Genomic DNA, 25,648 nt, shown 5'->3' on the forward strand with positions numbered 1-25,648 from the left:
ATATGCGTATAATATACGCATATTATGCGTTTACAAACGGATAAAGGTGCCCTAATGGATTTAATCAGCCATCTTAGGAATGAATACAAAAAAAATGTTATAATGGAAATAAACGACACTAGTTGTGTATATTCGGATGTTGTGAGGAATTCAGATGAAGACACTTGCTTTTGTAGTCGTATTAACTCTTGGACTGGCGGACTGTTTCGCTCAAGAAGAGGAAGTCAACATTCCATGGACTCCAGGATTCAAACTTAAATGGAAGGATTTCCAAGGCTCAAAAAATGGGCCTAGCTGGGCTCTAGCTACGACCTGTGCCAGTATAGATGTCAAAAGTTCCTACGTGGATGATAGCTTAACGTTCAGAGTAACTAACAATTTTATCGCCAACCTTTCCTTTTTTGACCATACAGCTATTGACCGTTTTGGTGATAGTCTTCCAGATTTATTAAGTCACGAACAATTGCACTTTGACATAGCGGAATTACATACCCGAATCATGAGGAAATCTTTATTGGAAGTCACTTCCTGGGATACGTTTGACTTGGAGCTTTATGAGTCCAAAATTGAATCTGTCTACGATCTAAGAAATAAGATGGACAGCTTGTATGACAGGGAGACTGCCAACGGACTGCTCAAGACTAATCAGGAGGAATGGGGAAATAAGATTCAATCCTTGCTGCTTGAACTGGAAACGTTTTATGAGTCAAACGAAATAGCTGCTCCCAAGCAATGAACTCCGTTGCATTTGGATAAGTTGGATGAAATTGGAAACGTCGGCGAATAAAGTCCTCACAACACAAAGCTAAGACACCATGGGGTCTCAGCTGCAAGGAAATCGCAGTGGGCATTGGAGTCCCCGCCACTTTGTGTATTTTTATTCATCGGCGTGGCTAAGTACAGACGGCGGCGGAACCTCTTAACAATCCCCACGCTGCTTAGCTAGGCGTTACACACAATTGTAGGGATGCATAAAAGTTCGTCGCTTACCTTCTTGTACAAATATTTCTTTCCAGCCTGTTGGGTGGGAGTCGTAATCCTTGCCTTTGTTGTTGGATCGAATGCCGACGATGAACTACCTAAACGTGAATTGCTTGGTGTCAGTGTGATTGTTTTTTGGATTGCATTTTGGTCGATTTTGGTTTCGATAAGACTCAGAAGTGCGGTTACCCAGGACGAGTACTTAGTCATCAGGGCTTTACGGGAAGAAGTGAAAATAAGGTATGATCAGATAACCTATGTTTGCCAACCCGTATTGGCGAATCCTGTCCTCGTTGGACTTCAGTACAGGGATGATCGAACGCAGGAAGTATGCGACATACTAATCATGCCAAGTAGAAGTGAGCAGTTGTTTTCATTTAACTTATTCAGTTTGAATGAGGTGCCAATGACAAAATTCATTAGACGTCAGTCAAAGCGAGCAAATCCAGACTACAACGAACATGGAGAGCCTTCGAGATGGCGCCCTTCTCTTTATATTATCTCAAGTGGCATAATTGCCTGGACAGTCAGTAGCATTATTTTGCAGACGTAAATGTGTATTAAAAGACTCACTTCAGTGCGGACTCTGTTTGTTACCATGTTAAGTATCGTTTGCTGGAAAGCCACTGGACAGTGTGCCGAAAAGGAATTTGTTGGTCCAAGCCAAAGATTTATTTACCTACTTAAATTGGCGGCAGACACTACTCACAATAGCCAAATAGAACAGGACTTCTTTTGTGCATTTCCAAATACGATTAATGAACTAGCTGAAGTGTTTGAAGCTGACAAGCAAACTGGGATGTTACCTTTAAATGGTGTTCATGATCGATTGAAAATCGTCTTCTTTTTCTACCATCTTAGGACAATTGACAAGTCAGCATATTATAAAAAATATATAGACCTATGTGTGGACGGCGAATGGCAAAATACTGACGACGTCGACGGGTTTGGTCTCTTACTCAAACTTTTGGCAGACCCGACTAATATTGTGGAAGAACTAGAGACACGCACTGATTCAGAAATTCTAAATGTGTTTAGGCTTTTGTTGAGTTGCTCCAATGAGAAGTGTTTGAATAAGAAATATACCGAGATTAACGAAGTGCTAGCGAAGAACTCTCCTGCTTTAATGACCCCATTATACAAAGCTTACAATGAGATTCAGACATCGACGCCTTGGGAGAGGGACTAAATGTGTGTAACACGCCGCTGAACTAAGATAGTGAGCTGAACCACTCTCCCCGGCCATGCAAGACTGGCCGACTCCTGGAACAGAATCGATTCCACAATTCGCCGGTGAACTTTCTGACTACTATGGTCAGCCAATCACTCCGCAACGACTGAAGTCAGTGCCATTTCCCCTATTAACGGTTGGGAACGTGAATGAGCTACCACATTGACTCTGATGTTGGAAAAGCATCCAGGTTGTTTAGAACAGGCAGCGTAGCTACCGCCCCCGATACGCTTTTGATCTCTTTAGAGCGGCAGTTTCAGATCACACAGGCCATTCCAGGTCGGAAGATTGGGGCAATGTCTTTTTGGGGGGTAGGGTTTTTCTTAATGCCCCCGTTTAGTAGTCATGTTGAAAACGTTGACTATGCATTTTACTAACCAAATCAATAAACCCAGCCTAATTAAAAGACCACTAATGAAACGCTCTATCCATCATCACGCCAGGAAATTGGCCAGGATTGGCTTATTTCTCCTCTTTTCTCTATTGCTCATGAGCGCTAAGCTCTTTGCCCAGAACAGGGACGGTTCCATAGATTTGACCGGAGGAGAAGGACGCAAAATTTATGTAAACGATGAAGGAAGTGGCAAGGGTCTTGGCATAGAGGGAAGGTCTTTTACCGTGGAAACCTGGATGCGCCTGTCGAGTAACGATAACGATAATGTTAACCTTTTCCGATTTCGTAACGGAGATGCCCGGGTGTCGCTGGACTATAAAGGAGATTCTGAAAAATCTGATAAGCCCTGGAGGGTTCAGATAAAAGGTGGACCGGATGGAGAAAAAAGCTGGGATTTGAACTACAACAAAAATGGCTCAACCGGGCCGGATTTCTTGAATAAATGGCATCATGTGGCCTTCACCACCAATGGTGCCAGTACCGTGCAGATCTATATAGATGGTACGTTGCTCCTTCAATGGAGCTTGGTCAACAGTGATAATGAATCGGTGGCACTCTTTCCAGACAATGGAAGTGGGTATGGGGACTGCTTTATTGGAGATAAAAGTGTTACCACAGAGGCAAGAGAAACCATGTATGTTGGTGAAGTGAGAATTTGGAAGACACGACTTTCTGCATCAGAAATTTCCAAATATTATGATGAAGAGATTAATAGCTCTCATCCACAATGGGGTAACCTCGTAAGGTATTATCATGGAAACAAGTCTTATATTTCCGGTACAACACGTTATTATCAGGACGAATCACCTAGTGGTGGGTATGATGCCTATGGCGACGACAATGATGTTGGGTTGAGCCTTACTTATACCCCTACAGTGAAACCTCCGTCTTTCAATAATACGAAGGTAAATCCTTCGTTCAGCGCAAGTACTTGTAATACCGATAATGGAATTGATGTGAGCTGGACTGATTTTCAAGCCTCCAGTACCTACTCATCGGGCACAACTCCCTCCTACGAAGTGACCAGAGTGAGCGATAACACCACTATTTATACAGGTGGAGGAAGCTCAAAGGAAGATACAGATGTCTCACCCGGTGATGCTGAGACGTATCAATTGAAAACACGCTGGTACATCAATAGTGTGGCGGTTTACTCAGATGATAAGATCACTACCAATAAAGGCAGCATGACTGCGGTATATGCAGCACCTTCTGGTTTTAGTGCTACTACAGATAACTGCGACGTAACGATAGACCTGGACTGGGATCAGCTAACCTCCAGTCCGCCGAAGTGGAAGGTGCAAAGGGCGACTAATTCCGCTTTCACCACTGGGGTGATTACCCTTACGTCCACGCTGGACGGGGCAGTAACAAGCTTTACAGATGCCAGCCCCAATCCTGAACAGACTTATTACTATAGGGTGGTCGCTACTGGAAATGACGGTAATGGATGTGCGGTAGTGGCATCAAACTCGGAAGTTGTTTCTGGGTTTACCTCCAAACCACCAACAGCACCTAATGATCTGGCAGTCGTGGTCGACAATGTCAACAATGAGCTGGACATCACATGGACCAACCCGAGCAATAGCTACGCCAGCGGTTTCATACTTCGCAGGGAAAAGCTGGACGGATCAAATACTGTGGATATAGAGTTGGCAAATACGGTCACCAGCTATTCGGATGCTGACATCTCAATATGTGAAACTTACCGGTATAAAATTGCCGCTACAAACGCATGTTCTCCAGATGGTGTTTTTTCCAACACCACCCAAACGGGTTTACTCGGATTGGATATCGATGATGTCTTGTCTTCTATAAATGCTTCCAAAGGCTATTTCTCGAATGAGGTACTATTGGAGTGGGAAATAAAAGGAAGCCTTTCGCAGGTAGATCGTTTCCGTGTCGAAAGAACCGTGGCTGGAAGTGACAACTACAAACTAATAGCTGTGGTGGACAATAATCTTTTCTACAAAGATGAGTCTGCGAGTTCCGGTGTTTTCTACAATTACCGTGTCACAGGCGAAACGACTTGTAACGATTTGATTGTTTACACCAATGAGGTCGTTGACCTTGGCTTTCGTCAGCCTTTTGGTATAGCTAATGGTCATACCGAGTATACGGGAGGAAATGCCGTAGAAGACGTGGTGATCAATTTTGAGCGTACAGATGGTACGCAGATTGGCAACAGTTTGAAATTTGACGGCGCTGGCGACTATGTGGCTATCGATAGCTTTTCTTATAAGGGGAGCGACTATAAAGAAATGACTGTTGAGGCCTGGTTTAAAACAAGCTCTAGTGGAGATCAGATTCTGGCTTCCTTTGATGCCAGCGAATACTGGAGGCTGGAGATCGGTGGCAGTGCCGCTAACGCTGGTTATCTGGGATTTAACATTGCCAAAAATGACGGCGCCTCGGCAAATTCCACTATTCAAAGCACCGTTAGAGTGGATGATGGAGTGTGGCATCACGTGGCTGTTGTTTTCGACAATGGTACCCTCTCGATGTATGTTGATGGGGAGCTTGATGTGCAAATTACCGATGCAATTGCTGAGTTTGGGAGTGTAAACCAAAGGTATGGGTTTCTGGGTGTAGGTAGTGAAGCAGATGCGTTCAATGGAAATATTGGGCCAACTTACTATCTGGAAGGTAACCTGGATGAGTTTAGGTTGTGGAGCGTAGCCCGCACAGAAGATCAAATCAAGAATAACTATGACCGTTTGATCAGCAACGAGCAAGTGGGTTTGAAAGTCTACTACAGATTTGACGAAGGAGTAGGAAGTGAAGTGTACGACGTAGCTAAAACTGGTGAAAACTTCAATCAAAATGATGGCCTTTTTGTGGGTGGCACAAGTTTCTCCAGCGAAATTCCAAGCTCGGATAAATTAGGAATCAGAGCCACTACTGATCAATTCGGTGATTATACTGCCGATTATATTCCTTACAAAGGCTCAGGCAATGTTTTCAGAGTCACACCTGCATTTGGTCAGCATCAATTCACGCCGTCTTCCAAATCCATTTACCTGGGGGATGGTTCCTTCGTGCAAAACAATGTGGATTTTGACGATATTTCATTCTTTACTGTAACCGGTAAGGTGTCTTATAAAGATACCAATGTGCCTGTGCAAGATGTGACAGTTCTCATAGATGGAGAGGTGGCACTGGGCTCCGATAATAAGGTGGTAAGAACAGATGCGGAAGGCAACTATGAAATCAATGTGCCTATTGGAAACCACTACCTTTCTGTAGAAAAAGACGGGCATACTTTTTATGAAGGCTATTTCCCTCCATTAGACGAGTTGGGAAGTGTTACTTTTCATGAATTCATCGAAGACCTCCAGGTTAACTTCACTGATAGTACGAAGATCAAAGTTGCCGGACGGCTGGTAGGTGGTACACGAGAAGCAGAAAAGCAACTGGGCTTTGGTTTGTCGACTAATAATGTGGGCAGTGCTACCCTGTCTTTTAATTTACAAAATGCAGCATACGATTTACCTGTGGTGACTGTAGATACCGATCCTTATACGGGTGAGTATGAAATAGAAATGCTTCCGGAGCAATTTGTTATTTCAACTATCACTACATCTGCCAACTACGCTATTGATGCCGAAGATTTGCCTGTATTGGATTTGAGAAACAGCGTAGACGAAATCGTAGTATATGAAGATGAAGAAGATTCTTCAAGTGCTACTTATAGCTATCATCATAAGCAAAATTTTATCATCAGAGAGACCCCGGAGATATTGGTCTATGGAAAAAATGATGAAGCATTTGAAGGGGACACAGAATTGCAATATTCTGACCAGGAATCAGGAGAGGTCAAAACATTGGATCTGAGTGTTTCTAATCCTTTTGATTACCCCTTCTTCAACATGGGAAAGCCTTATGAAGCGAATGTATATGTAGTAGAGACCTATAGAAATCCCTATCATCCTGCAGGGGCAATCATCGACTATGTTCCTGTAGTAAAGGCTGACGTTGCCATAACAGACAATATTGGGTCGACTCCAGACCAGGGCAACACGGGGCAAACAGATGAGAATGGGCTTTTCCGATATGCTTTTTTGGCTGGAAGTCCAAACATTCAAATGAACGGAGATGAGTCCTTCACGAAAACCTTTGAGGTAAACGCTACTGTTGAGGGATATGGTATTGCCTGGCGCTCTTCAGACCCTTTCAGGGCTTATGTGCTGGGTGTTAAGCCTCAGGAAGGAACGGGTTTTGTGACCTATGGTCCGGATCAGGTTGATTTCGTACTTCGTGACCCTCCGGGCAGCAACAGTTACGCTTACATAGAAAAAGGTTCCTCTTACTCCGTTACGGAGGGCTGGGAGCTAAATGCACTCACTAACCAATCACTTGATAAAATTGTCAACAAAGGAGTGGATGTGCAGGCAGGTGGCGGGTTGGCTGGGCCAGTAGTGAGCTTAGATACGGATGAAATCGGTGAGACCGGTATCCAGGTAAGCCGGGCCTACGATTACAATGGCCACTATACGGAGAGTTATGATTTTACAGAACGGATCGAGACCAGTGCCGACCCTGAGGATGTCGGTTCGGATGCGGATCTGTTTATCGGACGTGCTACCAACGTATTGGTTTCAAAAACCAGTAACCTTCGTTTGGTGGATAGAGCCTGGGCTGAAACATATCTGGAAACCTCCGAATACCTGGATATTACGGGAAGTGATGTTGTAATTGCTGTGCTGGATGGATATGCGGTGGACAACAACGGCATACAGACCTATTTCATCTATTCACAGCGCTATATTGTGGAGGAGCTGATCCCGACTTTACTTGTATTAAGAGATGAATTGTTTGAAGGGCCGAAGTACGAATCGCACCTGCCGATGAGCAGTCCTTACTACGGCCTCAATAATGACGACAATAGCTTCAATGAGCAGATAAAGGAAATGCTCCAGGCCGATCCGGAAGCCAATATTTCCAATCTTAGTTATACGTTCACCCCAGAGACTGGTGACGACATCGATTCGGTTCAATTCATCAATGATCAAATTACTTCCTGGCTCAACAGACTGGCAGATAATGAAGCTGATAAAATAAATGCCAGGTTGATTGACAATATATCAATAGATGGAAGCGGAGGGGTATACAGTTCAGAAGTTAAACAGTCTTATAATAAGGATTTCAATTATTCCAGCGTAAGGTCAATGCGGCTAACATGGAACGCAGGTTTTGGTGTACTCTCGAATGGTGCAGGACTTCAAATCCGGAATAGCTTTAATGGGACAGTAGATGTCGGTAATACGGGTTCCAAAGTGATTGATCATTCCTTGACTTTTGGATACGTGATTGACGAAAAAGATGAAGGAGACTACTATAGCATTGATGTAAAGACAGTAGATGGAGTCGGCATTTACAATAAGAGTGTGTTTGCCGATTATCAGAAATCATACAAACAGTTTCGGGCTGAGACCCAGGAGAAGTTGATTTTTGCGGGAGCGTATCTCGCCGGTGCTGCGGTAACAAAAGCAATTGCTAAGTACGCAGCAAAGAAAGCAGGCGCTACTAATTCATTTATTGCCACGGCTCAATTTCTCATAGATGCTGGTGCTTTTGTTTATGAAGCGGTGGATCATACCAATAATGCATTGGAAGTCTTTAACAAGCAGGATGATTTGACCACCGATTTCAATGTGACCGGGTTTAAGATTTCAAGCCCGATCTTTAGCGTGCGGGGTGGTGCCAGCAGATGCCCCTATGAAGGAGGTGAAGAAGCTGAATTCGTTAGTATAGACGGTGCTGTAATGAATTTGCACACAGCCACGCTAAAAAGAGAAATACCAACCATAGCCGTTTCTCCTTCCATTCAAGCCAACGTGCCTGAGGGTGAAAAAGCGGTATTTACCTTGCAGCTGGGAAACGAAAGTGAAACCAGCACCAACATGTGGTATGAAATAAGCATCGATGAGTCGACCAATCCCGATGGGGCTATCCTCTTGATTGACGGATTGACTGCCGAGCGTCAATACCTGGTAAATGCCAATGAAATTTTACAAAAGACATTGACAATCCAGCAAGGTGCGTCGGGTGTACTCAAATATGATAGCATTGGAATCATCCTGCACTCTACGTGTCAATTTGATCCCACCACCAGTCAGGCGGATATAGCAGACACCGTCTATGTGAGCGCACGATTCCTGCCAAAATGCTCTGACGTGGCAGTAGGTAATTTTAATGAAAACTGGATCATCAATTATGCGGATGGAAATGAGATCCCAGTCAACCTGGACGGCTACAATGTCAATCTATCCACCCTGGAAAAAATTGACTTTCAATACAAAACGCTTTCAGGTACGCCGATAACGGTAATGACTTATTTCAAGAACGCTGAAACAACTGGCTATGCAGAATACGACGGGCCAAAAGATGTTATCGACGGATCGGCTGATGTGTCCTTTATCTGGGACATTAGCTCACTGAATGATGGGAAATACCAGATCAGGGCGAGGGCTCATTGTTCTGATGGTTCGGTGTTTGAGTCAGATTATCTGACAGGAACGCTCGATACGTCCAATCCTGTCGTGTTTGGCACACCCTCACCAGCAGATGGCGTGTTGAATGCCGGCGATGATATCCTGATCAAATTTAGCGAAGAAATAGAGGCAGGCTTTGTGAAAGACTTCAACATCGAAGTGAGAAGTGTACTCAATGGTGCGGAGGTGTCGCATGCTACTTCTGTTCAGTTTGATGGAGTGGATGATATGGTCACCATTGACAATGTTACGTTCAATAAAAAATCATTCACCATTGAGTTCTGGATGCAAAATGAAGTAGCGTCTGCATCATCAGAAACCACCATCATGACGACGGGTAGCGGTAGCAACCAGGTGGCGATCACACAGGTGGGCGCTGATATCAACTTCAGGCTGGGCAACAACACGGTTTCCATTGACCCATCTGCGGCCTACACTGTAACCAATCCGTGGGACAGCTGGCATCACTGGGTGTTTGCTTACGACCTGGACAATAAAAAAGTAAAGGTGTATGCCGATGATCAGGTATTGGCTGACGTTTCAGGCATTGAATTCAATCCATCGTATGAAGGTGTGTTGAAAATAGGAAGCGGTCAGTTCGCTGGAAGAATGCACGAATTGCGCATTTGGGAAGACGTCCGCACGTATGGCGAAGCAGTAGCGAATATGTCCATCACCCTGGTTGGAAATGAGCCAGGCCTGTATGGCTACTGGCCTTTGGATGAGGGTAACGGTACCCAGGGACTGGATCGCTCGGCCAGCAGACATGCTACTATTGGTGCAGAGTGGTCTTTGGAGCCAGGCGGTGTGAGCTGGGAGTTGGACGGTGCCAACTACCTGACCATCAGCAGCACCAATATTCTGGCGGATACTGAAACGGACTTTACCATCGAACTGTGGTTCAAGGGAAATAGCACAGGTGCTGTCCAGACCTTATTGTCCAACGGACTAGGTGATGGCACGGACACAGAAACGAATCCAAACTCCGTGGTGGTGATTGAAGCACAAACGGACGGCACTATCCATGTGTTGAGCAATGGGTATGATTTTCAGGGAACAAACACCGACTATATGGATGGTGATTGGCATCACCTGGCTTTTGTGGTGGATAGAAGTGCCAATGCCAGAATGTACATAGACGGTGAACGGCAAAACCAGGTAAATGCAGCCAATATCGACCAGTTTTATGGCGCTGAGGTTACATTGGGAGCCCGGGTAGAGCGCATCGATGCAGCCACAAACAGCTACGACAATTACTTATCGGGAGCGGTTGATGAAGTGCGTTTCTGGAATACCGCCAGGTCGGCCACACTCATCAACCAGTACATGCACACCAAAATCGAGCGTGATGAACCAGGTTTGGTGTCTTACCATCCGTTTGAGACTTACGAAGTGCTTTTAGGCGCCTATATAATGGAAAACACGCTGGCTGATCAGGTTCAAAATGATCACTTGAGCGATGTATCGGATGCAGTTTCCAGTGATGGGTCGGATCATTTTTCGGATCAGAGACCAGCGATCAGAGATATCAGGGGCATGCAGGATCTTCCATTTGATTTTGCCGTCAATAACGATCAAATCATCATCATACCAAATGTAGATGCGAATAGGATAGAAGGTCAGGTAATGGAAATTACAATACTTTCTGTTCGTGATCTAAATGGAAACAAGTTACTATCTCCGGTAACCTGGACAGCTTACGTGCAACAGAATCAAATCAAGTGGGACGATGATGCGCTTGAGTTGATGAAGGCAGTGGATGAATCGATGAGCTTCACCGCATCATTTACCAATAAAAGCGGTTCAGCTCAGGGATATTCGCTGGAAAACATTCCAGCATGGTTGTCTGCCAGTCAAACAAGCGGGTTTGTAAATCCACTGGAGAAGGTGGTGATCACCTTTGATGTGAATGATGCACTGAACGTCGGTAGCTATGGTCATGGCATCTACCTGTCCACGGATGAAGGATTCAACGATCGATTAGCTATAGACCTGAGAGTATCCGGGGACGAGCCGGATTGGCAAGTAGATGAGAACCAATTCGAATATTCCATGAACGTGTTTGGACGTGTGATTATCGATGGCGTGATCTCTACTGATCAGTATGACATGGTGGCAGCTTTCGTTGGCGATGAGGTAAGGGGAGTTGCGAGACCAACATACGTTTCAGGAGTGGATGACTATCAGGTGTTCCTGACTATTTACAGCAATGAAGTCAATAATGAAGCGATAGAACTGAGAGTCTACGATGCAAGTACGGGCTATACGCACGAGAACGTGACTCCGGAGATTACCTTCACAGCAAATACCATTATGGGAACTGTGGTATCGCCAGTAGATATCGAGGCGGATCAGCGTATTTCCAGGGAGTATGTGCTTAAAGCAGGCTGGACCTGGATCTCTTTCAACCTCGACGATGCCAGGTTATCTGACGTTGGTAGCTTGTTCGGAGATATTGGAGCTGAGGGAGATATTGTGAAAAATCAATCTACGTTCGACGAATATAGTTCCGGTGCATGGTTTGGTACACTAAGTAACTCAGGTGGATTCACCGCAGGCGACATGTACAAGGTGAAACTGGCAGAATCAGCCACGTTGAAGGTAATCGGTCAGCCATTTGATGTATACGGCCATCCTATAGCGATCAGCGCTGGCTGGAACTACATCGGATTTCTGCCACAAGAGAAGATGACCCTTGCTGAAGCACTGGTAAGTATCAGTCCTGAGGTAGGAGATGTGATCAAGTCGTCTACTTCCTTTGCGATGTATTCAGGTTCAGCTTTAGGCTGGGTGGGTTCGTTGACCAACATGCAACCAGGCAAAGGGTATATGCTCAACACAACCAGCGATGGTACATTGACCTACCCTGAGCGGGCTTCTCTGAGCGGATCTCGTAGTGTGAATGAAAGGTCTTACGATAGCTATTTCACCGTACAGGACAATGAAGGAGGGCACACCATGTCCATTGTTGCCAGCGTGGAAAGCTTCGACTTTGCGCAGGCCATAGAAGAGTATGTATTGGTGGCCTATCGAAAAGACGAAGTGATCGGATATGCGCCGGCTACCTCAGTGGATGATCAATCATTGTTCTTCCTGTCAGCCACAGCTGAAGAAGCGGATGAGCTTTCCTTTAAGCTCTACAACATGGAGGAGGATGCTTATTTTGAGCTAAATGGCGCCGTGGTGTATGCTGCTAACAAGGTTCTTGGGTCTGTTTTCGAACCGGTGGTGCTGGACGGAAATAGGGTGTTGGCGGTAGCTGAGGCGGATCATATCTCGGTTTATCCAAATCCATTCGGGTCCTATTTGGACATTCGAATCCAGTCAGATGTGTCCCATATCGATATTTCACTGGTTGACTTATCAGGTAAAGTGATCTTTAGTAAACAGGTGGAAATTGTGGGCGCTGTCATTCGACTGGAAGATGAATTGAAGGGGTTGGCACACGGCGTTTATCAGCTAATCACTCTGGAAGGCTCGGAGAAAAGAGTATTCAAGCTCATCAAATAATCTGGTGCTTAAATCTGCAAGACAATGATTAGATATTTCTTGAGTGCGTGTTTATGGATGATTGGTGGCTATGCAATCTCCCAACCGGTTGGCTGGGAGGTTGATCCTTCCGAATACGAGTATTCAGCGTCATTTACCTGGCAAGTGCAGTTCACCTCATCTACTGCTGTTGATGGAACGGATTATCTGGCGGCCTTTGTTGACGGTGAAGTAAGAGGAGTAGTGTCCAGCCTTTATCATCCTGGTTTTGAAAAATACTTTTTCCCGATCCTGGTCTACAGCAATTCGGTCAACGAAGAGGGGCTCACTTTCAAATATTACGATGCATCCGAGGGCGCTACCTATCAGATAGACAATGAGTACCAGTTTGTACTTGATCGGTCAAGCGGAAGTTATTCCGATCCATTACTTTTTACCGTCGATGACCGGCTTTCACAAACCATAGCATTTGGCGCATTGGAGAGGGTTAGTTACGGAGCGGGGCCGTACGAGTTAACTGCTACAGCTACCTCAGGACTCACCGTAAGTTACGCCAGCTCGGATCAGACGGTGGCCACTGTTTCCGGAAGTACCCTCACGGTTGTGGGCGCTGGAAGTGTCACTATCACGGCCAGTCAGGGAGGAGCTGATACCTACCGAGCCGCAGAGGATGTGCCACAGGTATTGGTAGTGGATCAGGCAGGTCAGACCATTACTTTTGAGGCTATTGACAAGGTGGATATCAGTGTGGGAAGCGTGCAGCTTACAGCCAGTGCAAGTTCCGGTCTGGATGTAGCCTACAGTCTTGTATCTGGTTCGGCGACCTTATCGGGGAACACTTTGACTTTGACTGGCACCGGAGAGGTTGTGGTGGCAGCGGACCAGGAAGGAGATGCCAACTACCTGGAGGCGGTTCAAGTGATCCAAAGTTTTTCAGTAACCGATTCGAGCAAGCAACATCAGCAGATAGTATTTGATCAACTGGAGGAGCAAAGCTATGGAGGAGGCTCTTTTGAGCTTCTTGCTTCAGCTAGTTCTGGTTTGTCGGTGAGCTATGCGAGCTCCAACACAGCGGTGGCGACCATTTCAGGAAGTACGGTGACGATCGTTGGGGCGGGTAGCACAGAAATTACTGCCAGTCAGCTGGGAGATGACAGCTATAACCCCGCTGACGAGGTAGTGCGCACGCTGGTAGTTAACAAGGCATCTCAAACGATCAGCATCGACTCGCTGGCTGATGTGGATATAAGCGCTGGTAGCATCGAACTGACGGCATCTGCCACCTCCGGACTTGAGGTGGAGTTCACTCTTCGCTCTGGTCCCGGAATTTTGTCTGAAAACATACTTACTCTTACTGGATCAGGTGCTATTTACATCGCTGCCGATCAAGCTGGCAATGACAACTATGCGGCGGCTGACCAGGTGTTGTACAGTTTTTTCGTCACTGAAACTGGCAGGCAGGCTCAATCCATCACGTTTGGCGCATTGGATGAGAAAACATATGGTGACGAATCGTTCGAGTTGACAGCCACGGCGAGCTCCGAGCTCACCGTGGCTTACAGTAGCTCCAACGACAATATAGCGTCAATTTCCGGGAGTACTGTGACGATCGTCGGCGCCGGTTCGGTGATCATTACTGCTAGTCAGCCAGGCAACGACATGTACGAAGGAGCACCAGACAAGGTGCAGCTTTTGATCGTCAATAAGGCCAATCTGATGGTGGTAGCTGATGACAAGATAATCAATCAGGGGGAAGATTTAGGGGAGTTTACCGTAAGCTACGCAGGTTTTGTGAATGGCGAAAGCGCAGACTCGCTGGACGTGCAACCTACAGCGTCGGTGTCCATTGCGGATGCATCACAGGCTGGAACCTATACTATTAAAGTGTCTGGTGGCGACGATGATAACTATTCGTTGAGCTACGCTGAGGGGACGCTTACCATAGAAACTGTACTTGGTGTGAAAGAAAAGGAATTCATCCATGTCTACCCAAATCCGGCGACAGATTACTTGATCATCGAGTCCTCTGAGATAAAATATGTAGAGGTGTTTGATTATACCGGAAGACGATTGAAATCGCAGGAATTGACTGATGGAGAAGTGGATCTTACCGGTTTGCACGAGGGCATCCACCTGCTTCGCCTGAGTGACAGCGATGGCAGGGTCGTTGCCACCATGCGATTCATGAAAAAGGGCTAGGCTTCAATTTCCATTGCGACAACAACCACCTGAATTCAGATGACTACTCTAAACTCTGGAGGTATCCCAAAGCCTCCAGGGTGTGAGCATTGATCAAGAAATGAAAATGGCTGGGAAGCAGGAAACTTCCCTTTCTCAAAGCTTCACTGCGCTCTTTTTTCTTTTAAAAAACTCGATATTCTTATGTCGAACTCACGTTACTTACATAATTGTACATCAATGTTGTTTAGTTAAGAGGTTCAGTCTCCCAATTCTATTTTTACCCCAGCCCTTCTATGTTGTAATCCAAGAAGTGGCCAGCAATACTTTGCCTCCATGTTCCTTGTTAGTCATGATAAATCATCATAAAAACATCCTTCTATCAACGGACTAGTAAGCCGCATTTCCTTGTTTAATTTCTATGAATGAAAGCAGCAGCCTAAAGGAAACGAATACTAAAATTTAGCATCGCAAGGGCTGAGTAGCTGTCTTTCAAGTGAAGTTTGTTTTATGATGATAGTCTCTTCATTTAACCACCGCATATTCATACTCTGTTTCATTTTTCAATACAAACCTTATACGATTCAATAACTTTTTAGCTATTCGAATAATAGCTCTATTTGGCTTCATTCGCTTACACAAATTACTATAAGCCAGAGCTAGAGCAGGATCAATTCTACTGGCAACCCATGCACTTTCAATAAGTACCCCTCTCAATGGTTTATTGCTTCTGGGTGTAATGCTTCCTGTTCGATCTTTATCTCCTGAAGAATTAGTAGATGGAATCAGTCCAATATAAGCACAAAGTTTATCCAGGTTCTTGAACCGGTTGATCTGCTCGAGTTCTGTAAGCAAAGTCATCGACACAACCAGTCCTACTCCGGGAATACTTTTAAGGCAGTTAATTTTATGAGCATACGCCTCACTTTTAGCTATTGTCCTTAGCTGCTTATTGATTTTGAGTAGTGTAGACCGTAAATGATCAACTGTATCCACCGTGTCGGCTATTACGGTATGGCCGTAATCTGTCGATAGCCTTATGGTTGCTAACCATTTGGAGAAATTAGCTGACCAGTGGCGTGATGCAGAGTCCAGTTCTGCCGGAATTTCAATACCATAGAAATGTAAAGAAGCTTTGACCCTGGTCTTGTTTCTACTGATTTCCTTGACCAAAGTTTTACGGTACCTTACCAGCCCACGAAGTTCTTCTATAGCCCTGTCTGGAACATGGATAGCTTCTAATTCTCCAGTACGTAAACAGCGTGCAATTTTTCTACTATCTCGGCTGTCCTCCTTTTGTTTCTTCTCTTTATCTGTGGTAGGAATGTCTGCTGGGTTGACTACAATATTGTGTATGCCACATGCCTCCAGAGATCGGTGAACACTGTAACCGCAAAATCCTGCCTCATAGGCTGAATAATATTCGGCCCCTGGAAAGGTTCTCCTTAGATAGCTGGCTAAAGTCTCAGCTCTCGGATCCTGTGAAAACGTCTTATGTGTAAGCTGTTCCAATAATATGGTCACTTTCCAACTGGTTAAATGCACATCAATGCCAACGAATACCTTTTGACCTTCGAAGTTCAATTCTTTACTTTTACCTTTCATAAGCTTCTATCTTTTTAGTTTGACAAGTGTTGATGTCTATCCAAAACTAAATTGCATAGAAGCTTATGCTTTTACAATCATAAGGCCTAAAGGGCGTATGAATTACCATTAGCAGGCCCCTTTAGGGCTTAAGGGTAAAATGCTCTTAACTAAATGACATTGAATTATACCCGGAAGCCCAAAGGAACGTACTTCAGGCCATCGCCCCACACCCTACCACTCAATCATCACCATAAGGTTGGGAGCAAATTGAATGGCATCACGCTCTTTCAGCCTTGGTACAGGATTTCCTTTCCTGGTTACTATGTCAGTCATATTAACCTGGTTGTAAGCGTTGATCAACGACACACCAAAGGTGGCCGACAGTCGACGTTCTTCCGTTGGCGGAATGGTGTAAGAGGCCGAAATATCCAGCATGTGAACAGCAGGATATCGGTAAGGAAGGGCATCGAAAGGATTGGTCAGTCCGGAGTTTCCGCCCGGACGGCCCCCGGACTGTCGCCGACTGGTTTCTTCGAGGAAAAGATTCTCTGCCTGTATCATATCCAGCGAGCGGCTCGTCAGCCCGGAGTTGAGTCTCCATCCCGCTGATAGTTTCCATCGCCCTCTTTCTACAAGGCCTCCCAGGTAAAAAACATTGGGCTGGCTGTATTTGGAATCGTAGGTAATATCCAGGGCAGAATCCAGCGCCACCTTAGACTGATTCCACGAGTAACCGGTCCATATCGCAACACTTTCATTCACCTTCTTTTTGATGAAAAAATCAACTCCATACATAGCGTGGTCGGCGGTAAGGTAAATCCCCCTGTTGTTGTAAAACCTCTTGTCGCTATGGTAGGTCACGTTGTCGGCCGTTTTATAGTACCCTTCCAGGTCAAAAATCCACGAATTGACGCTTACCACGCCGCCCACCATAGCCTGCGTGCCAGATATAATATTGTTGTTGGCACGGGCCAGCAGCCACAGTTCGTTGTCGAAACCACCGCTGGAAAACTCCAGGTTCTTCACCTGGCTGAGATACTGCCGGTACCAGCCCAGCGAGCCTTTGAGCGTAAGAGCCTGGTGAGGGTAATAGTTTACAAATAGGCGAGGGGTGACCTGAAGGTTATTTGTCAGATCGTAGTAGGTGGCCCGAACCCCAATCTGTGCGTAAAGTTTTCTCAGGCTGTTCCACTCAAAATTGGCGAAGGGTGAGAACGACTGGGCTTCTGCTTGGTCTCCCAAAATGACAGGGATAGTGTCCCGTGGATTGGTGAGACTGTATTTAAAATATGTTTGTTGAAGCTGATAGTCTACCCCAGTCTGCAGCGAGTTGGCATTTGGCAGCTTAATGTCCACCTCTTCCTGAATACTATAGTCCTTAATGCCATTCAACGAATACCCCCCCGAAACACCCGGCGTAGCGTTTTGAATGGCCATGCCTATGAGATAAGAATAATCATAATCCGACACGGTAACAGATAGCGAGGATTTAGCCTTTCGGGTTATTGCATATTTCCACTGGAAATTGAAGCCAACGTTTTTTACCTGGTTTTCTTCAGGTACATTGGTGGTGAATTCTGTTTTGGACCGGGTAAAAATGGAGGTGAAATAGAGCTCATTTTTGCGATTGGGCTGGAAAGTAATCCTGGCGTGGTAGTCTTCAAACAAAACATCAATGTTCTCCTGCACCTTACCGGCCGAGTCGGTCAGTGCAGACGCAGCAAACACCATTTGGGAAATTGCTCTGAGCTTGGGAGACGAAAAAGAATAAGGATAGGATCGTCTCGCTCCTAATGAAATACCTACTTTTTTGCCAGCCAGAGGCACCTTCGTATAGCCCATCGCATAAAGTGAATTGGTGCCCAGGCCGGTCTTCGGATGGAGGGCCGGCTGGTGGTCAGATTGGATTTCCACAGCGCCGCCCACTCGGCCTCCCATGCGGGGGTGATAACCGTTGCGGTAAACCTTCACCTCCTCTACAACCTTGGGGTTGTAGGGAGAAATAGTGCCAAAGTAGTGCCCTCTGTGGTAAATAGGAATGTTGTCAAACAGAATCAGCGACTGGTCGGTTGAGCTGCCCCGAATAAACAGATTGCCGGGCCGGTTATCGGGCGTAGTAATGCCAGGTAATGCGGCCAGCGATGCAAACAGGTCGCCGTCTGTTTCGCCTGGCAGCAAGGGAAGATCGGCTGTATGAATTGAAATGCTCTGGCCGGCTGGATCCATGTTAATGCCGGAAGTGAGGTAGTCTTCTATAACGACTTTCTTCAGGTGCAGTGTTATCAGGCTCAGCGGAAGGGTGAGGTGTGTGCTGTTGAGCAGCTGGCGGAAGGTGATTCGCTGCCGGACATACCCCGGTACATACACTTCCACCGAATCACGCACAGAGGGTTTGTAAGAAAAAGTCCATTCATCATTGCTTTGGACAGACTGCACTGGCTGACCATTGAGAAGCAATACGCCGCCCATTTCAGGGAAAATAGCCTCTCTGGTTGTGGAATCGGTAACTATGAGATGGAACTCGGCCTGGGCCAGGCTGATCGTATAGTGCTGTTCATTTACCTGATCGATCGTGAGAGGCAGTGAGTTTTCCACAGTTTCGATGAACGAGGGCAGGTCCGTATTTTTCGTATCAAATTTCCGGTCAATGAGTCCTAATACCTCCGGATCGTAGGAAAATTTAACTCCCGCCTCACTTTCAAAAAAGGCAATGGCTTGCAGTAAGTTCTGTCCGCCTGCAGCTTGTGAAATACATGAAAAGGACAATAAGCTGGCAGCTAATAAAAAAAACGCTCTCATTCAATACGATTATTCCGACAAATATAACCGATCGCCTTTTAGTTCATAGGTTATGCTAAGAGGGACGAAGACAAGCCTTAAAGCTTCGTCCAGGTTGTTATTAGGAAATGAGCCTGTAAACCGCCTGCTGAGGTTAATGGTGCCTGCGTCCGTTTTCAAGTTATATTCTGATTCCAGCGTCTTGATGACCTGCCTGAGTGGGGCATTTTCGAAAGACGATTCGTTGTTCAGCCATTGAGGGGCAGCATCGGAAACCTCCGCTTTTGCTTCCCATTGTCCCTCGAAGTAAAGGTAGCTCTCGCCTGCGTTGACCATCATGGGTGACTGGCCGGTAACCGTTGCCTTCACTGTGCCCTGGTAGCAGTTTACCTGCAATCCGCTTTCAAACTCGTGCACTTCAAAGCTGGTTCCCAGTACTTCCACTTTTCCACTGGAAGTATTGACAATAAACGGGCTCCCCTCTTCCACCTGCAAAAAACCTTTTCCTTTCAAATTAACCTGTCGCTGCGCAGCAGACCAGCTTTTATCGGTCCAGCTAACGCTGGAATTAGCAGCGAGAATAATGGTTGACCGGCCATCCGGGAGGGCAATATCTCTGGTTTCTCCGGCGGCTGTTGCGTATCTAACCTGGTCGGACTTATTAATGAACAAAATACCTGCGGCCAATAGGATTAAAATGGATGCAGCAACGGACAGAGGCAGCCAGAGTCTCCTTACTTTTCCTTGCTTTTCCTGCCTCGTGACTACCTCGGGAGAAAAAACCTCGGTTTCCAGATCGGGCGTCCAGCGGTCCACCTCATCAAGTATCTGCCGGAACTTTAGCAGATCTTCGGGGGTAAAGTGCTCCCTCAGCTCTTCTTCCGAAAGCTCTCCGTTCAGCCATTTGGCAAGTTGATGGTCTTTGAAGTCCTCTGCCATAAAAACCTGGTATTTACTATTAAAACGAGATGTTTGCTTACAACCCTACCTACAATTTCAAATATTTTAGCTCATCCAGCTTTTCCTTCAACAGCCGAAGGGAGCCGGAGATGTGTTTTTCTACTGTTTTTATCGAAAGGTCCATTGCTTCGGCAATTTCCTTGTTCTGCATCTTATCTATCCGGCTCATCAGAAAAACGACCCGCTGCTTTTCTGATAGTGAGGAGACCGCTTCTTCCAGGTTTGTTTTAAATTCCTTCTGCCGGTAAAGGTATTCAGGATTACTATCCATATGTCTTTCCGACATTCCCTGTCGGTGGTGAAACTTCAGCACTACTTTTTGGTGATCCGCTTCATCCAGAAACAACCGGTTGGCTATGGTGTAGAGATAACTTTTCGATTTCTCAAAATCCACCTTGCTGCAATTGTTCCAAAGCCGTATGAATGCTTCCTGGGCAAAATCCTTGGCCTTTTCGAGGCTCCCTAACTTGTAAAAAAGAAAATTCCGAAGAGCTGAGGCATGCATTCTGTGTACTTCGTGAAATACCTGCTCTTCACAAATTGATTTGCCCATGGCCGGTTGACTAATGCTTGATTGGCCTGCAAATTAAAGCAATGTCCCGAATATTTGATATTTATGGCGCTGGCAACCATAGCATCACTACAGAAGGCGCCGGTAAAAGATTTCAAATTCAAATCCTTCCTCCATCCGTTGCTGGTCGTCCACCATTTCGGGGGCAGTTTATCGGGCCAATTGGGCAGCCACAATGCTATGGCCTTGGCACCTATAGTTGTGGGTGCTGTTTCTTCCCATCGACCAGGCGGCCTCGTCGCTCCTTCTGAGCCTGTCGGATACCTGCCTTTCGTAAGAAAGCTTTTCGTAGGCTGCTTCGGTGCTATTCATAACGAGCGCAATGTTGCTTTGAAAGTAACTTTCTCTACTAACAGAACGCCGATCAGTCGGCGTGCAGTCGCCTTCGCACATTGGTTCCGGGGCCAAAAATCTATTCCCGAGAACACTTTTGGCGTTGCGCTCGTTTCTATCGTTTTTAAAAGCTTTTTTTCCAGGAACCTCTGCCTGGGTTTGTGCAACGTGCTGCACTGCCAAGCCGATGAACAAGCAGAGGCCTAATGTAAATTTTTTCATTTGGCGAGGGTGATTGATTTCAAAATGAGGCGGGTGCAAATGGTAGGCCCCGCCGAATGTCTCAGGTTTCTCCTTGCAATCTTCGGATATCTTCAATCAGGCGACTCATCTCCAGCTGCAGGGTGCCATTGTAGACCCCCCGGATCCGGAGCTGGCTATCCACCAGTACCACGTTTTCGGTGTGTAGAAAGTCTGAATCGGCTGTGACACTTTTTCCAAAACCCTCATCAGCAAAATAGGATTCTCTACCCAGGGTGTACAAATCCGTTTTCTCCCCAGTCAAAAGATGCCACTTACCACCCTGGATCCCTCTTTTCTGCGCAAACTCGTGCAAGGTGGCTACGGAGTCTATCCATGGCATCACTGTATGCGACACCAGTAGAACGGAGTTGTCGTCTTCAAACGCCTCCATCACCCGCTCCAGGTTGTCGGTCATTCTGGGGCATATCGTCGGGCAAATCGTAAAAAAGAAGTTGGCCACATATATTTTTCCCTTCAGGTCACTTTCTGTTATGGTGTCGCCGTTTTGATTCACCAGCTTGAAGGGAGCTATCGTATGTATGGCAGCACTGCCAATAGCCTGGTCATCAAACCACTCGGGCGTAAAATCGGCCTGTGAATAATAAGGAAGACCTATGCTTTGCACTTTTGGGTCACCCGGGCTTGAGCATTGCCAAAATATACCGAGGCATACAAGGCCAGTTAGCAATCTATTTATCATATATGGCAGAGGTTAGTCGTGTGATTTGCTCCAATTCAGTATCAATGTTCTTACAGCGTTTTACACCCACGAGTCCATACCGCCTCCCATCTTCACGGATGACGTAGTTGGATCTGATTTTTCCATCGGGCCTCCACATTTTCTGCGATCCGAATGGCTGGCCGTTTACATAGTTCAGGTCTTTTGCCAGCAGGCCGTTTTCGTACCACTCCTGGTGGTTGCCTACGCTCTTGCCCGCTACAAAATGGTACCGAAATTTCAAGCTGCCATCGGGGTAATACCCGGCATGCGTGCCATGCTTTTCTCCTTTCACGTAGAGTCTTGCATACATCACTTCTCCGGTGGGGTAGTAGCCGTAGCTAACCGATTCCAGCAAGCCACCGCTGTAGGCTGACCTGGTTTTCAGCGTGCCGTCAGGATAGTATTCCACCAGGTAGCCGGAGAACAATCTGTCTTTGTGGTGTAGCCGGCCTTCCAGGTCTCTTGACAAAGTCTCTTGGCTTTCCACTATTTCAATATCCGGTATCAGCGGGGCGCAGCCCGCCAATACCAGAATAATTGAAAAACAAAAAACAACCTTCATAATATTAAAAAGTAATAGTCCCCGGAGTTCCATAATAACCGTCGCCATTGATCCATGGTAGTTCATCGGTAGCGTGGTAATGATAGATGCCGTCGGGGAAGTCTGCTGTTGCGGTTGTGTGTCCGTGATAGTCGTCCAGGTCATCGTTACTTAGCCTTTTGCCGTTTTCAAAAGGTCCGTAAACCGGAAACCCGTCAAGCAAGAAGCCAAGAAAGGCATCATCCCCTTCCGTTTGGGTAATGTAAACCGGCTCGGTGTGGTAGTGGTACATTCCCTGCTGCTGAGGGTGCCCCTCGTATTGGTCGAAAGTGTTGAGCTCGTCCAGGATATCGTCGCCAGGGGCAGCGGCCTGATTGAAAAGCGCCACACTGTTCACAGCGATACCTATCGGCCCCATGGAAGTGGCCTTGTGGGTCGAAGCCTTTTCCGGAAACCGTGGAATTTTCATCACAATATTTTGAGTAGTAATGTTGTGGGGGTTTTTCTTGAACTCGGGGTTGTTGGGCTCGTCGTAGGCCTCATACAAAGAGTTGCCGCTTTCGTAGTACATGCTTTTGTGGTCGGGCTGATCTTTTGTGGTGATCGTAATGTTGTTTTCTCCAACCACAATGGTGAGGGCGCTTTTGTTAGTGAACTTATCAACCAGGATGCTTACGTCGTTGGTAATTTCTTCTGTTGGGTCTTCGTCGACTTCTATGTCATCAGCGTCGTCTTCGCCTCCACAGCTGACCATGCCGGTTAAACAAAAAATAGATAATGCGACAATGGAATGCCTGATACTTGTCATGTTTGTGAGTTTTAAATTTGGAACAATTGCCTTTGCATCATCAAACGGGGAGGTGAAACAGAACCCTACCCGGGCTTTAGAAATTTTCTTAAGAGATGATTTGTGTCTGGCCAAAGATGGACAGCTAGAGCCAACTCGAAGATCAAAATCAAAACCCGGAGCACAAAAGAGCATGTAAACTCTGAGATCAAAGAAAAAGTCTTTGCGACTAGGGAGGTAATTCGGGAGACGGAAAAGAAGCAGACCTGACACAAGAACAACTTGCCGAGCGGACTGGAACGAAGAAAAGTTACATTTCCAGAATCGAAAACGGGCATAGTGACAGACAGCTGCTTACACTCTACAGAGTTATGGAAATAGGCTTGGGCAAAAGAGTAACACTAACAATCGGATGAAAATAGCAACAACACAAAAAAAGCAGATGAGGGTTTTACTTATTCCCAGTAGTTGGCTGGCTTGGATTGTTCGCCACAACGCCTATTTTTATCTTCTGCGTTGCTAAGTACAAGAGGTTAGAGAGGGTAAGTTAATCAACCCCATTCGCCAGCTCCAGGTTGCGGTCATTGAAGAGCAGCGCAGCACCTGTGTAATATGATGTTAGTTTGCATATACCTGGAACGGAAACAACTAAAAAGAAACTTTTCATGATAATGAATAATATTACTACGGTAAAACCTTTTCTGACGGTAAATAATGCTAAAAAAGCTGTGAGCTTTTATATAGCTGCTTTTGGAGCGATTGAGACAAAAAGATTTGACATGCCTGACCAGAAAATATCATCCGTCATTGAGATTGAGAAGGCTGAGTTTTATGTAGGCGACGAAGAACCTCATAATGGAAATTTATCCCCAGACATAAAACTGACCAGCCCGGTCAGAATAATTTTACAAACAAAAAATGCCGATGAATTATTTGAAAAGGCAATAAGTTTTGGTGCAACTGAAATTTGTCCAATGACAACTGAAGATGACTGGAGAATAGGAAAACTGAAAGACCCATTTGGACACATTTGGGAGATTGGTTACACGTTGTAAAATGAAAATGAATTGACATTGCCATAAACCCAAAAGCATTCTGCTCCTTGATAGGTTCCGAATGGCATGTTGAGTTGCATACGAACTGATTGTTATTTGTAATTATGCTGACAACTCTAATCAACACCTACCGTTTTTCACAAAGCTTTTTGTAGGCATCCTGCAATCCTTTAACTTATCTTTAATTCCGGCAAGTGCCGGACATTATTGGGTTGAACCTATCTTAAACTTTATAAAATGAAAAAATTCAATTGGATTGTTGCAGTAGTACTTCTTGCCACGGCATGCGGCCCGGCTAACAAGGAAGAACAGGCCAGCAGCGAAGAGGCTGAAGCTTCAAAACTCAAAGTGCTGATCGTTGACGGTCAGAACAATCACTACATCTGGCCCAAAACCACCATGATGATGAAGGACTACCTGGAGGAGACAGGCCTCTTTGAGGTGGATATTCACCGCATGGACTCTGTGTGGCTGGGCATCAAATACAACAAATCCCGTCCTGCCGCCTACGAATACTACATCCAAACCTATCCATTGGATTCAACAGCCTATGCCATTTCTAAAGATCCGGTGAAGACCTCCCGGTTTTCCATCGACTTTAGTCAGTACGACCTGGTGGTTTCTAACCTAGGTGCGGCAAGTCCGAGGTGGCCTGAGGCTACCGAAAAAGCTTTTGAGAAATACATGAGCGAAGGTGGTGGGCTGATTGTGGTGCACGCCGCCGACAACGCCTGGGGCGATTGGGACGAATACAATAAAATGATTGGTGTGGGTGCCTGGGGCGGCCGTGATAGTACCACTGGCCCCTATGTATACTACAACGATGCCAAGGAGCTCATCATTGATCCTTCGGCGGGCTTTTGTGGCTCACATGGTGCCGAGTACGAATTTCTTATGACTACACGTGCTCCTGAGCACCCTATCATGAAAGGTTTGCCTGCCGCATGGATGCACACGCAGGACGAATTGTATGAGCGCATGAGAGGCCCATGGGAAAACGCCACCGTGCTGGCTACTGCCTATGCGGATGTAGAGGGCAATTCGCCTCCGTGGAACCCTAAGGTAAAAGGCATGGGACAGCATGTGCCCCTGCTGATGGCCATGAACTACGGCCAGGGCCGTGTTTTCCACACCGCTCTTGGTCATTTCGACTATTCCATGGAATGCGCAGGCTTTATCACCACGCTACAGCGGGGAGCAGAGTGGGTGGCTACGGGTGCGGTTACTCAGGCCATTCCGACGGATTTTCCCACAGAAGAAAAGGTGACTGTTAGAAAATGGGATAAATAGAAGAATTAGATACGT

At 46.1% G+C, this 25,648-nt stretch carries 16 protein-coding genes; 9 read left to right on the plus strand and 7 right to left on the minus strand.

Translation table 11 applies throughout. The features are described 5' to 3' along the window. The first annotated feature begins 154 nt into the window (after nt 1-154). The 5 genes from RT717_RS01745 (at nt 155) to RT717_RS01765 (ending at nt 14,788) form a co-directional block, all read left to right on the plus strand. The gene (locus RT717_RS01745) at nt 155-736 is read left to right on the plus strand and encodes a hypothetical protein (RefSeq protein ID WP_317490023.1); all 582 of its coding nucleotides are present in this window, start codon (nt 155-157) and stop codon (nt 734-736) included. Nucleotides 737-967: 231 nt separating this feature from the next. After that, entirely contained in the window at nt 968-1,534 is a 567-nt protein-coding gene (locus RT717_RS01750) for a hypothetical protein (RefSeq protein WP_317490024.1), read from the plus strand. A gap of 45 nt (nt 1,535-1,579) precedes the next feature. Then, on the plus strand, nt 1,580-2,170 hold the full coding sequence (locus tag RT717_RS01755; RefSeq protein ID WP_317490025.1) for a hypothetical protein: 591 nt from the start codon (nt 1,580-1,582) through the stop codon (nt 2,168-2,170). Nucleotides 2,171-2,626: 456 nt separating this feature from the next. Then, nucleotides 2,627-12,610 carry a LamG-like jellyroll fold domain-containing protein gene (locus tag RT717_RS01760; RefSeq protein WP_317490026.1) on the plus strand — a complete coding sequence of 3,328 codons (9,984 nt, stop codon included), beginning with the start codon at nt 2,627-2,629 and terminating at the stop codon, nt 12,608-12,610. A 24-nt stretch (nt 12,611-12,634) separates the two neighbouring features. Then, nucleotides 12,635-14,788 (plus strand): MBG domain-containing protein, encoded by a 2,154-nt coding sequence (locus RT717_RS01765; protein WP_317490027.1) that lies wholly within the window; start codon nt 12,635-12,637, stop codon nt 14,786-14,788. A 504-nt stretch (nt 14,789-15,292) separates the two neighbouring features. On the opposite strand, the gene RT717_RS01770 is transcribed toward RT717_RS01765, so the two are convergent. The 4 genes from RT717_RS01770 to RT717_RS01785 form a co-directional block, all read right to left on the minus strand. After that, nucleotides 15,293-16,372, minus strand: coding sequence for an IS110 family RNA-guided transposase (locus RT717_RS01770; protein WP_317488055.1), 1,080 nt, complete (start codon nt 16,370-16,372; stop codon nt 15,293-15,295). 213 nt (nt 16,373-16,585) lie between these two features. Next, nucleotides 16,586-19,153, minus strand: a complete 2,568-nt coding sequence (locus RT717_RS01775; protein WP_317490028.1) for a TonB-dependent receptor plug domain-containing protein — start codon at nt 19,151-19,153, stop codon at nt 16,586-16,588. Between the two features lie 9 nt (nt 19,154-19,162). Next, on the minus strand, nt 19,163-20,071 hold the full coding sequence (locus RT717_RS01780; protein ID WP_317490029.1) for a FecR family protein: 909 nt from the start codon (nt 20,069-20,071) through the stop codon (nt 19,163-19,165). Nucleotides 20,072-20,120: 49 nt separating this feature from the next. After that, the gene (locus RT717_RS01785) at nt 20,121-20,645 is read right to left on the minus strand and encodes an RNA polymerase sigma factor (protein WP_317490030.1); all 525 of its coding nucleotides are present in this window, start codon (nt 20,643-20,645) and stop codon (nt 20,121-20,123) included. Between the two features lie 63 nt (nt 20,646-20,708). Here RT717_RS01785 and RT717_RS01790 point away from each other — a divergent pair, with 63 nt between their 5' ends. Continuing rightward, nucleotides 20,709-21,203, plus strand: a complete 495-nt coding sequence (locus RT717_RS01790) for a hypothetical protein (protein ID WP_317490031.1) — start codon at nt 20,709-20,711, stop codon at nt 21,201-21,203. 76 nt (nt 21,204-21,279) lie between these two features. Here RT717_RS01790 and RT717_RS01795 read toward each other — a convergent pair whose 3' ends face one another. Genes RT717_RS01795 through RT717_RS01805 form a run of 3 tightly spaced genes read right to left on the minus strand, consistent with a single transcriptional unit; the run spans nt 21,280 to nt 23,309 of the window. Beyond that, the gene (locus RT717_RS01795; protein ID WP_317490032.1) at nt 21,280-21,939 is read right to left on the minus strand and encodes an SCO family protein; all 660 of its coding nucleotides are present in this window, start codon (nt 21,937-21,939) and stop codon (nt 21,280-21,282) included. Beyond that, nucleotides 21,929-22,522 carry a toxin-antitoxin system YwqK family antitoxin gene (locus RT717_RS01800; protein WP_317490033.1) on the minus strand — a complete coding sequence of 198 codons (594 nt, stop codon included), beginning with the start codon at nt 22,520-22,522 and terminating at the stop codon, nt 21,929-21,931. The genes RT717_RS01795 and RT717_RS01800 overlap by 11 nt, the downstream gene beginning before the upstream one ends. Before the next feature lie 4 nt (nt 22,523-22,526). Next, nucleotides 22,527-23,309, minus strand: a complete 783-nt coding sequence (locus RT717_RS01805) for a YHYH protein (protein WP_317490034.1) — start codon at nt 23,307-23,309, stop codon at nt 22,527-22,529. Nucleotides 23,310-23,554: 245 nt separating this feature from the next. On the opposite strand from RT717_RS01805, the gene RT717_RS01810 reads away from it, so the two are divergent. From RT717_RS01810 to RT717_RS01820, 3 genes are all read left to right on the plus strand, one after another. Continuing rightward, complete coding sequence (locus RT717_RS01810; protein ID WP_317492401.1) at nt 23,555-23,704, plus strand: helix-turn-helix domain-containing protein; 150 nt, start codon at nt 23,555-23,557, stop codon at nt 23,702-23,704. A gap of 255 nt (nt 23,705-23,959) precedes the next feature. Next, nucleotides 23,960-24,343, plus strand: coding sequence for a VOC family protein (locus tag RT717_RS01815; RefSeq protein WP_317490035.1), 384 nt, complete (start codon nt 23,960-23,962; stop codon nt 24,341-24,343). A gap of 237 nt (nt 24,344-24,580) precedes the next feature. Next, nucleotides 24,581-25,633, plus strand: coding sequence for a ThuA domain-containing protein (locus RT717_RS01820; protein WP_317490036.1), 1,053 nt, complete (start codon nt 24,581-24,583; stop codon nt 25,631-25,633). Nucleotides 25,634-25,648 lie beyond the last annotated feature (15 nt).

The organism is Imperialibacter roseus, assembly GCF_032999765.1.
GTDB classification, from domain to species: Bacteria; Bacteroidota; Bacteroidia; order Cytophagales; family Cyclobacteriaceae; genus Imperialibacter; species Imperialibacter roseus.

What these genes read in the sequence shown, in the direction of transcription:
- RT717_RS01745 (WP_317490023.1), top strand. Translation starts at nt 155, where the DNA reads ATGAAGACACTTGCTTTTGTAGTCGTATTAACTCTTGGACTGGCGGAC.
- RT717_RS01750 (WP_317490024.1), top strand. Translation starts at nt 968, where the DNA reads ATGCATAAAAGTTCGTCGCTTACCTTCTTGTACAAATATTTCTTTCCA.
- RT717_RS01755 (WP_317490025.1), top strand. Translation starts at nt 1,580, where the DNA reads ATGTTAAGTATCGTTTGCTGGAAAGCCACTGGACAGTGTGCCGAAAAG.
- RT717_RS01760 (WP_317490026.1), top strand. Translation starts at nt 2,627, where the DNA reads ATGAAACGCTCTATCCATCATCACGCCAGGAAATTGGCCAGGATTGGC.
- RT717_RS01765 (WP_317490027.1), top strand. Translation starts at nt 12,635, where the DNA reads ATGATTAGATATTTCTTGAGTGCGTGTTTATGGATGATTGGTGGCTAT.
- RT717_RS01770 (WP_317488055.1), bottom strand. Translation starts at nt 16,372, where the DNA reads ATGAAAGGTAAAAGTAAAGAATTGAACTTCGAAGGTCAAAAGGTATTC.
- RT717_RS01775 (WP_317490028.1), bottom strand. Translation starts at nt 19,153, where the DNA reads ATGAGAGCGTTTTTTTTATTAGCTGCCAGCTTATTGTCCTTTTCATGT.
- RT717_RS01780 (WP_317490029.1), bottom strand. Translation starts at nt 20,071, where the DNA reads ATGGCAGAGGACTTCAAAGACCATCAACTTGCCAAATGGCTGAACGGA.
- RT717_RS01785 (WP_317490030.1), bottom strand. Translation starts at nt 20,645, where the DNA reads ATGGGCAAATCAATTTGTGAAGAGCAGGTATTTCACGAAGTACACAGA.
- RT717_RS01790 (WP_317490031.1), top strand. Translation starts at nt 20,709, where the DNA reads ATGGCGCTGGCAACCATAGCATCACTACAGAAGGCGCCGGTAAAAGAT.
- RT717_RS01795 (WP_317490032.1), bottom strand. Translation starts at nt 21,939, where the DNA reads ATGATAAATAGATTGCTAACTGGCCTTGTATGCCTCGGTATATTTTGG.
- RT717_RS01800 (WP_317490033.1), bottom strand. Translation starts at nt 22,522, where the DNA reads ATGAAGGTTGTTTTTTGTTTTTCAATTATTCTGGTATTGGCGGGCTGC.
- RT717_RS01805 (WP_317490034.1), bottom strand. Translation starts at nt 23,309, where the DNA reads ATGACAAGTATCAGGCATTCCATTGTCGCATTATCTATTTTTTGTTTA.
- RT717_RS01815 (WP_317490035.1), top strand. Translation starts at nt 23,960, where the DNA reads ATGAATAATATTACTACGGTAAAACCTTTTCTGACGGTAAATAATGCT.
- RT717_RS01820 (WP_317490036.1), top strand. Translation starts at nt 24,581, where the DNA reads ATGAAAAAATTCAATTGGATTGTTGCAGTAGTACTTCTTGCCACGGCA.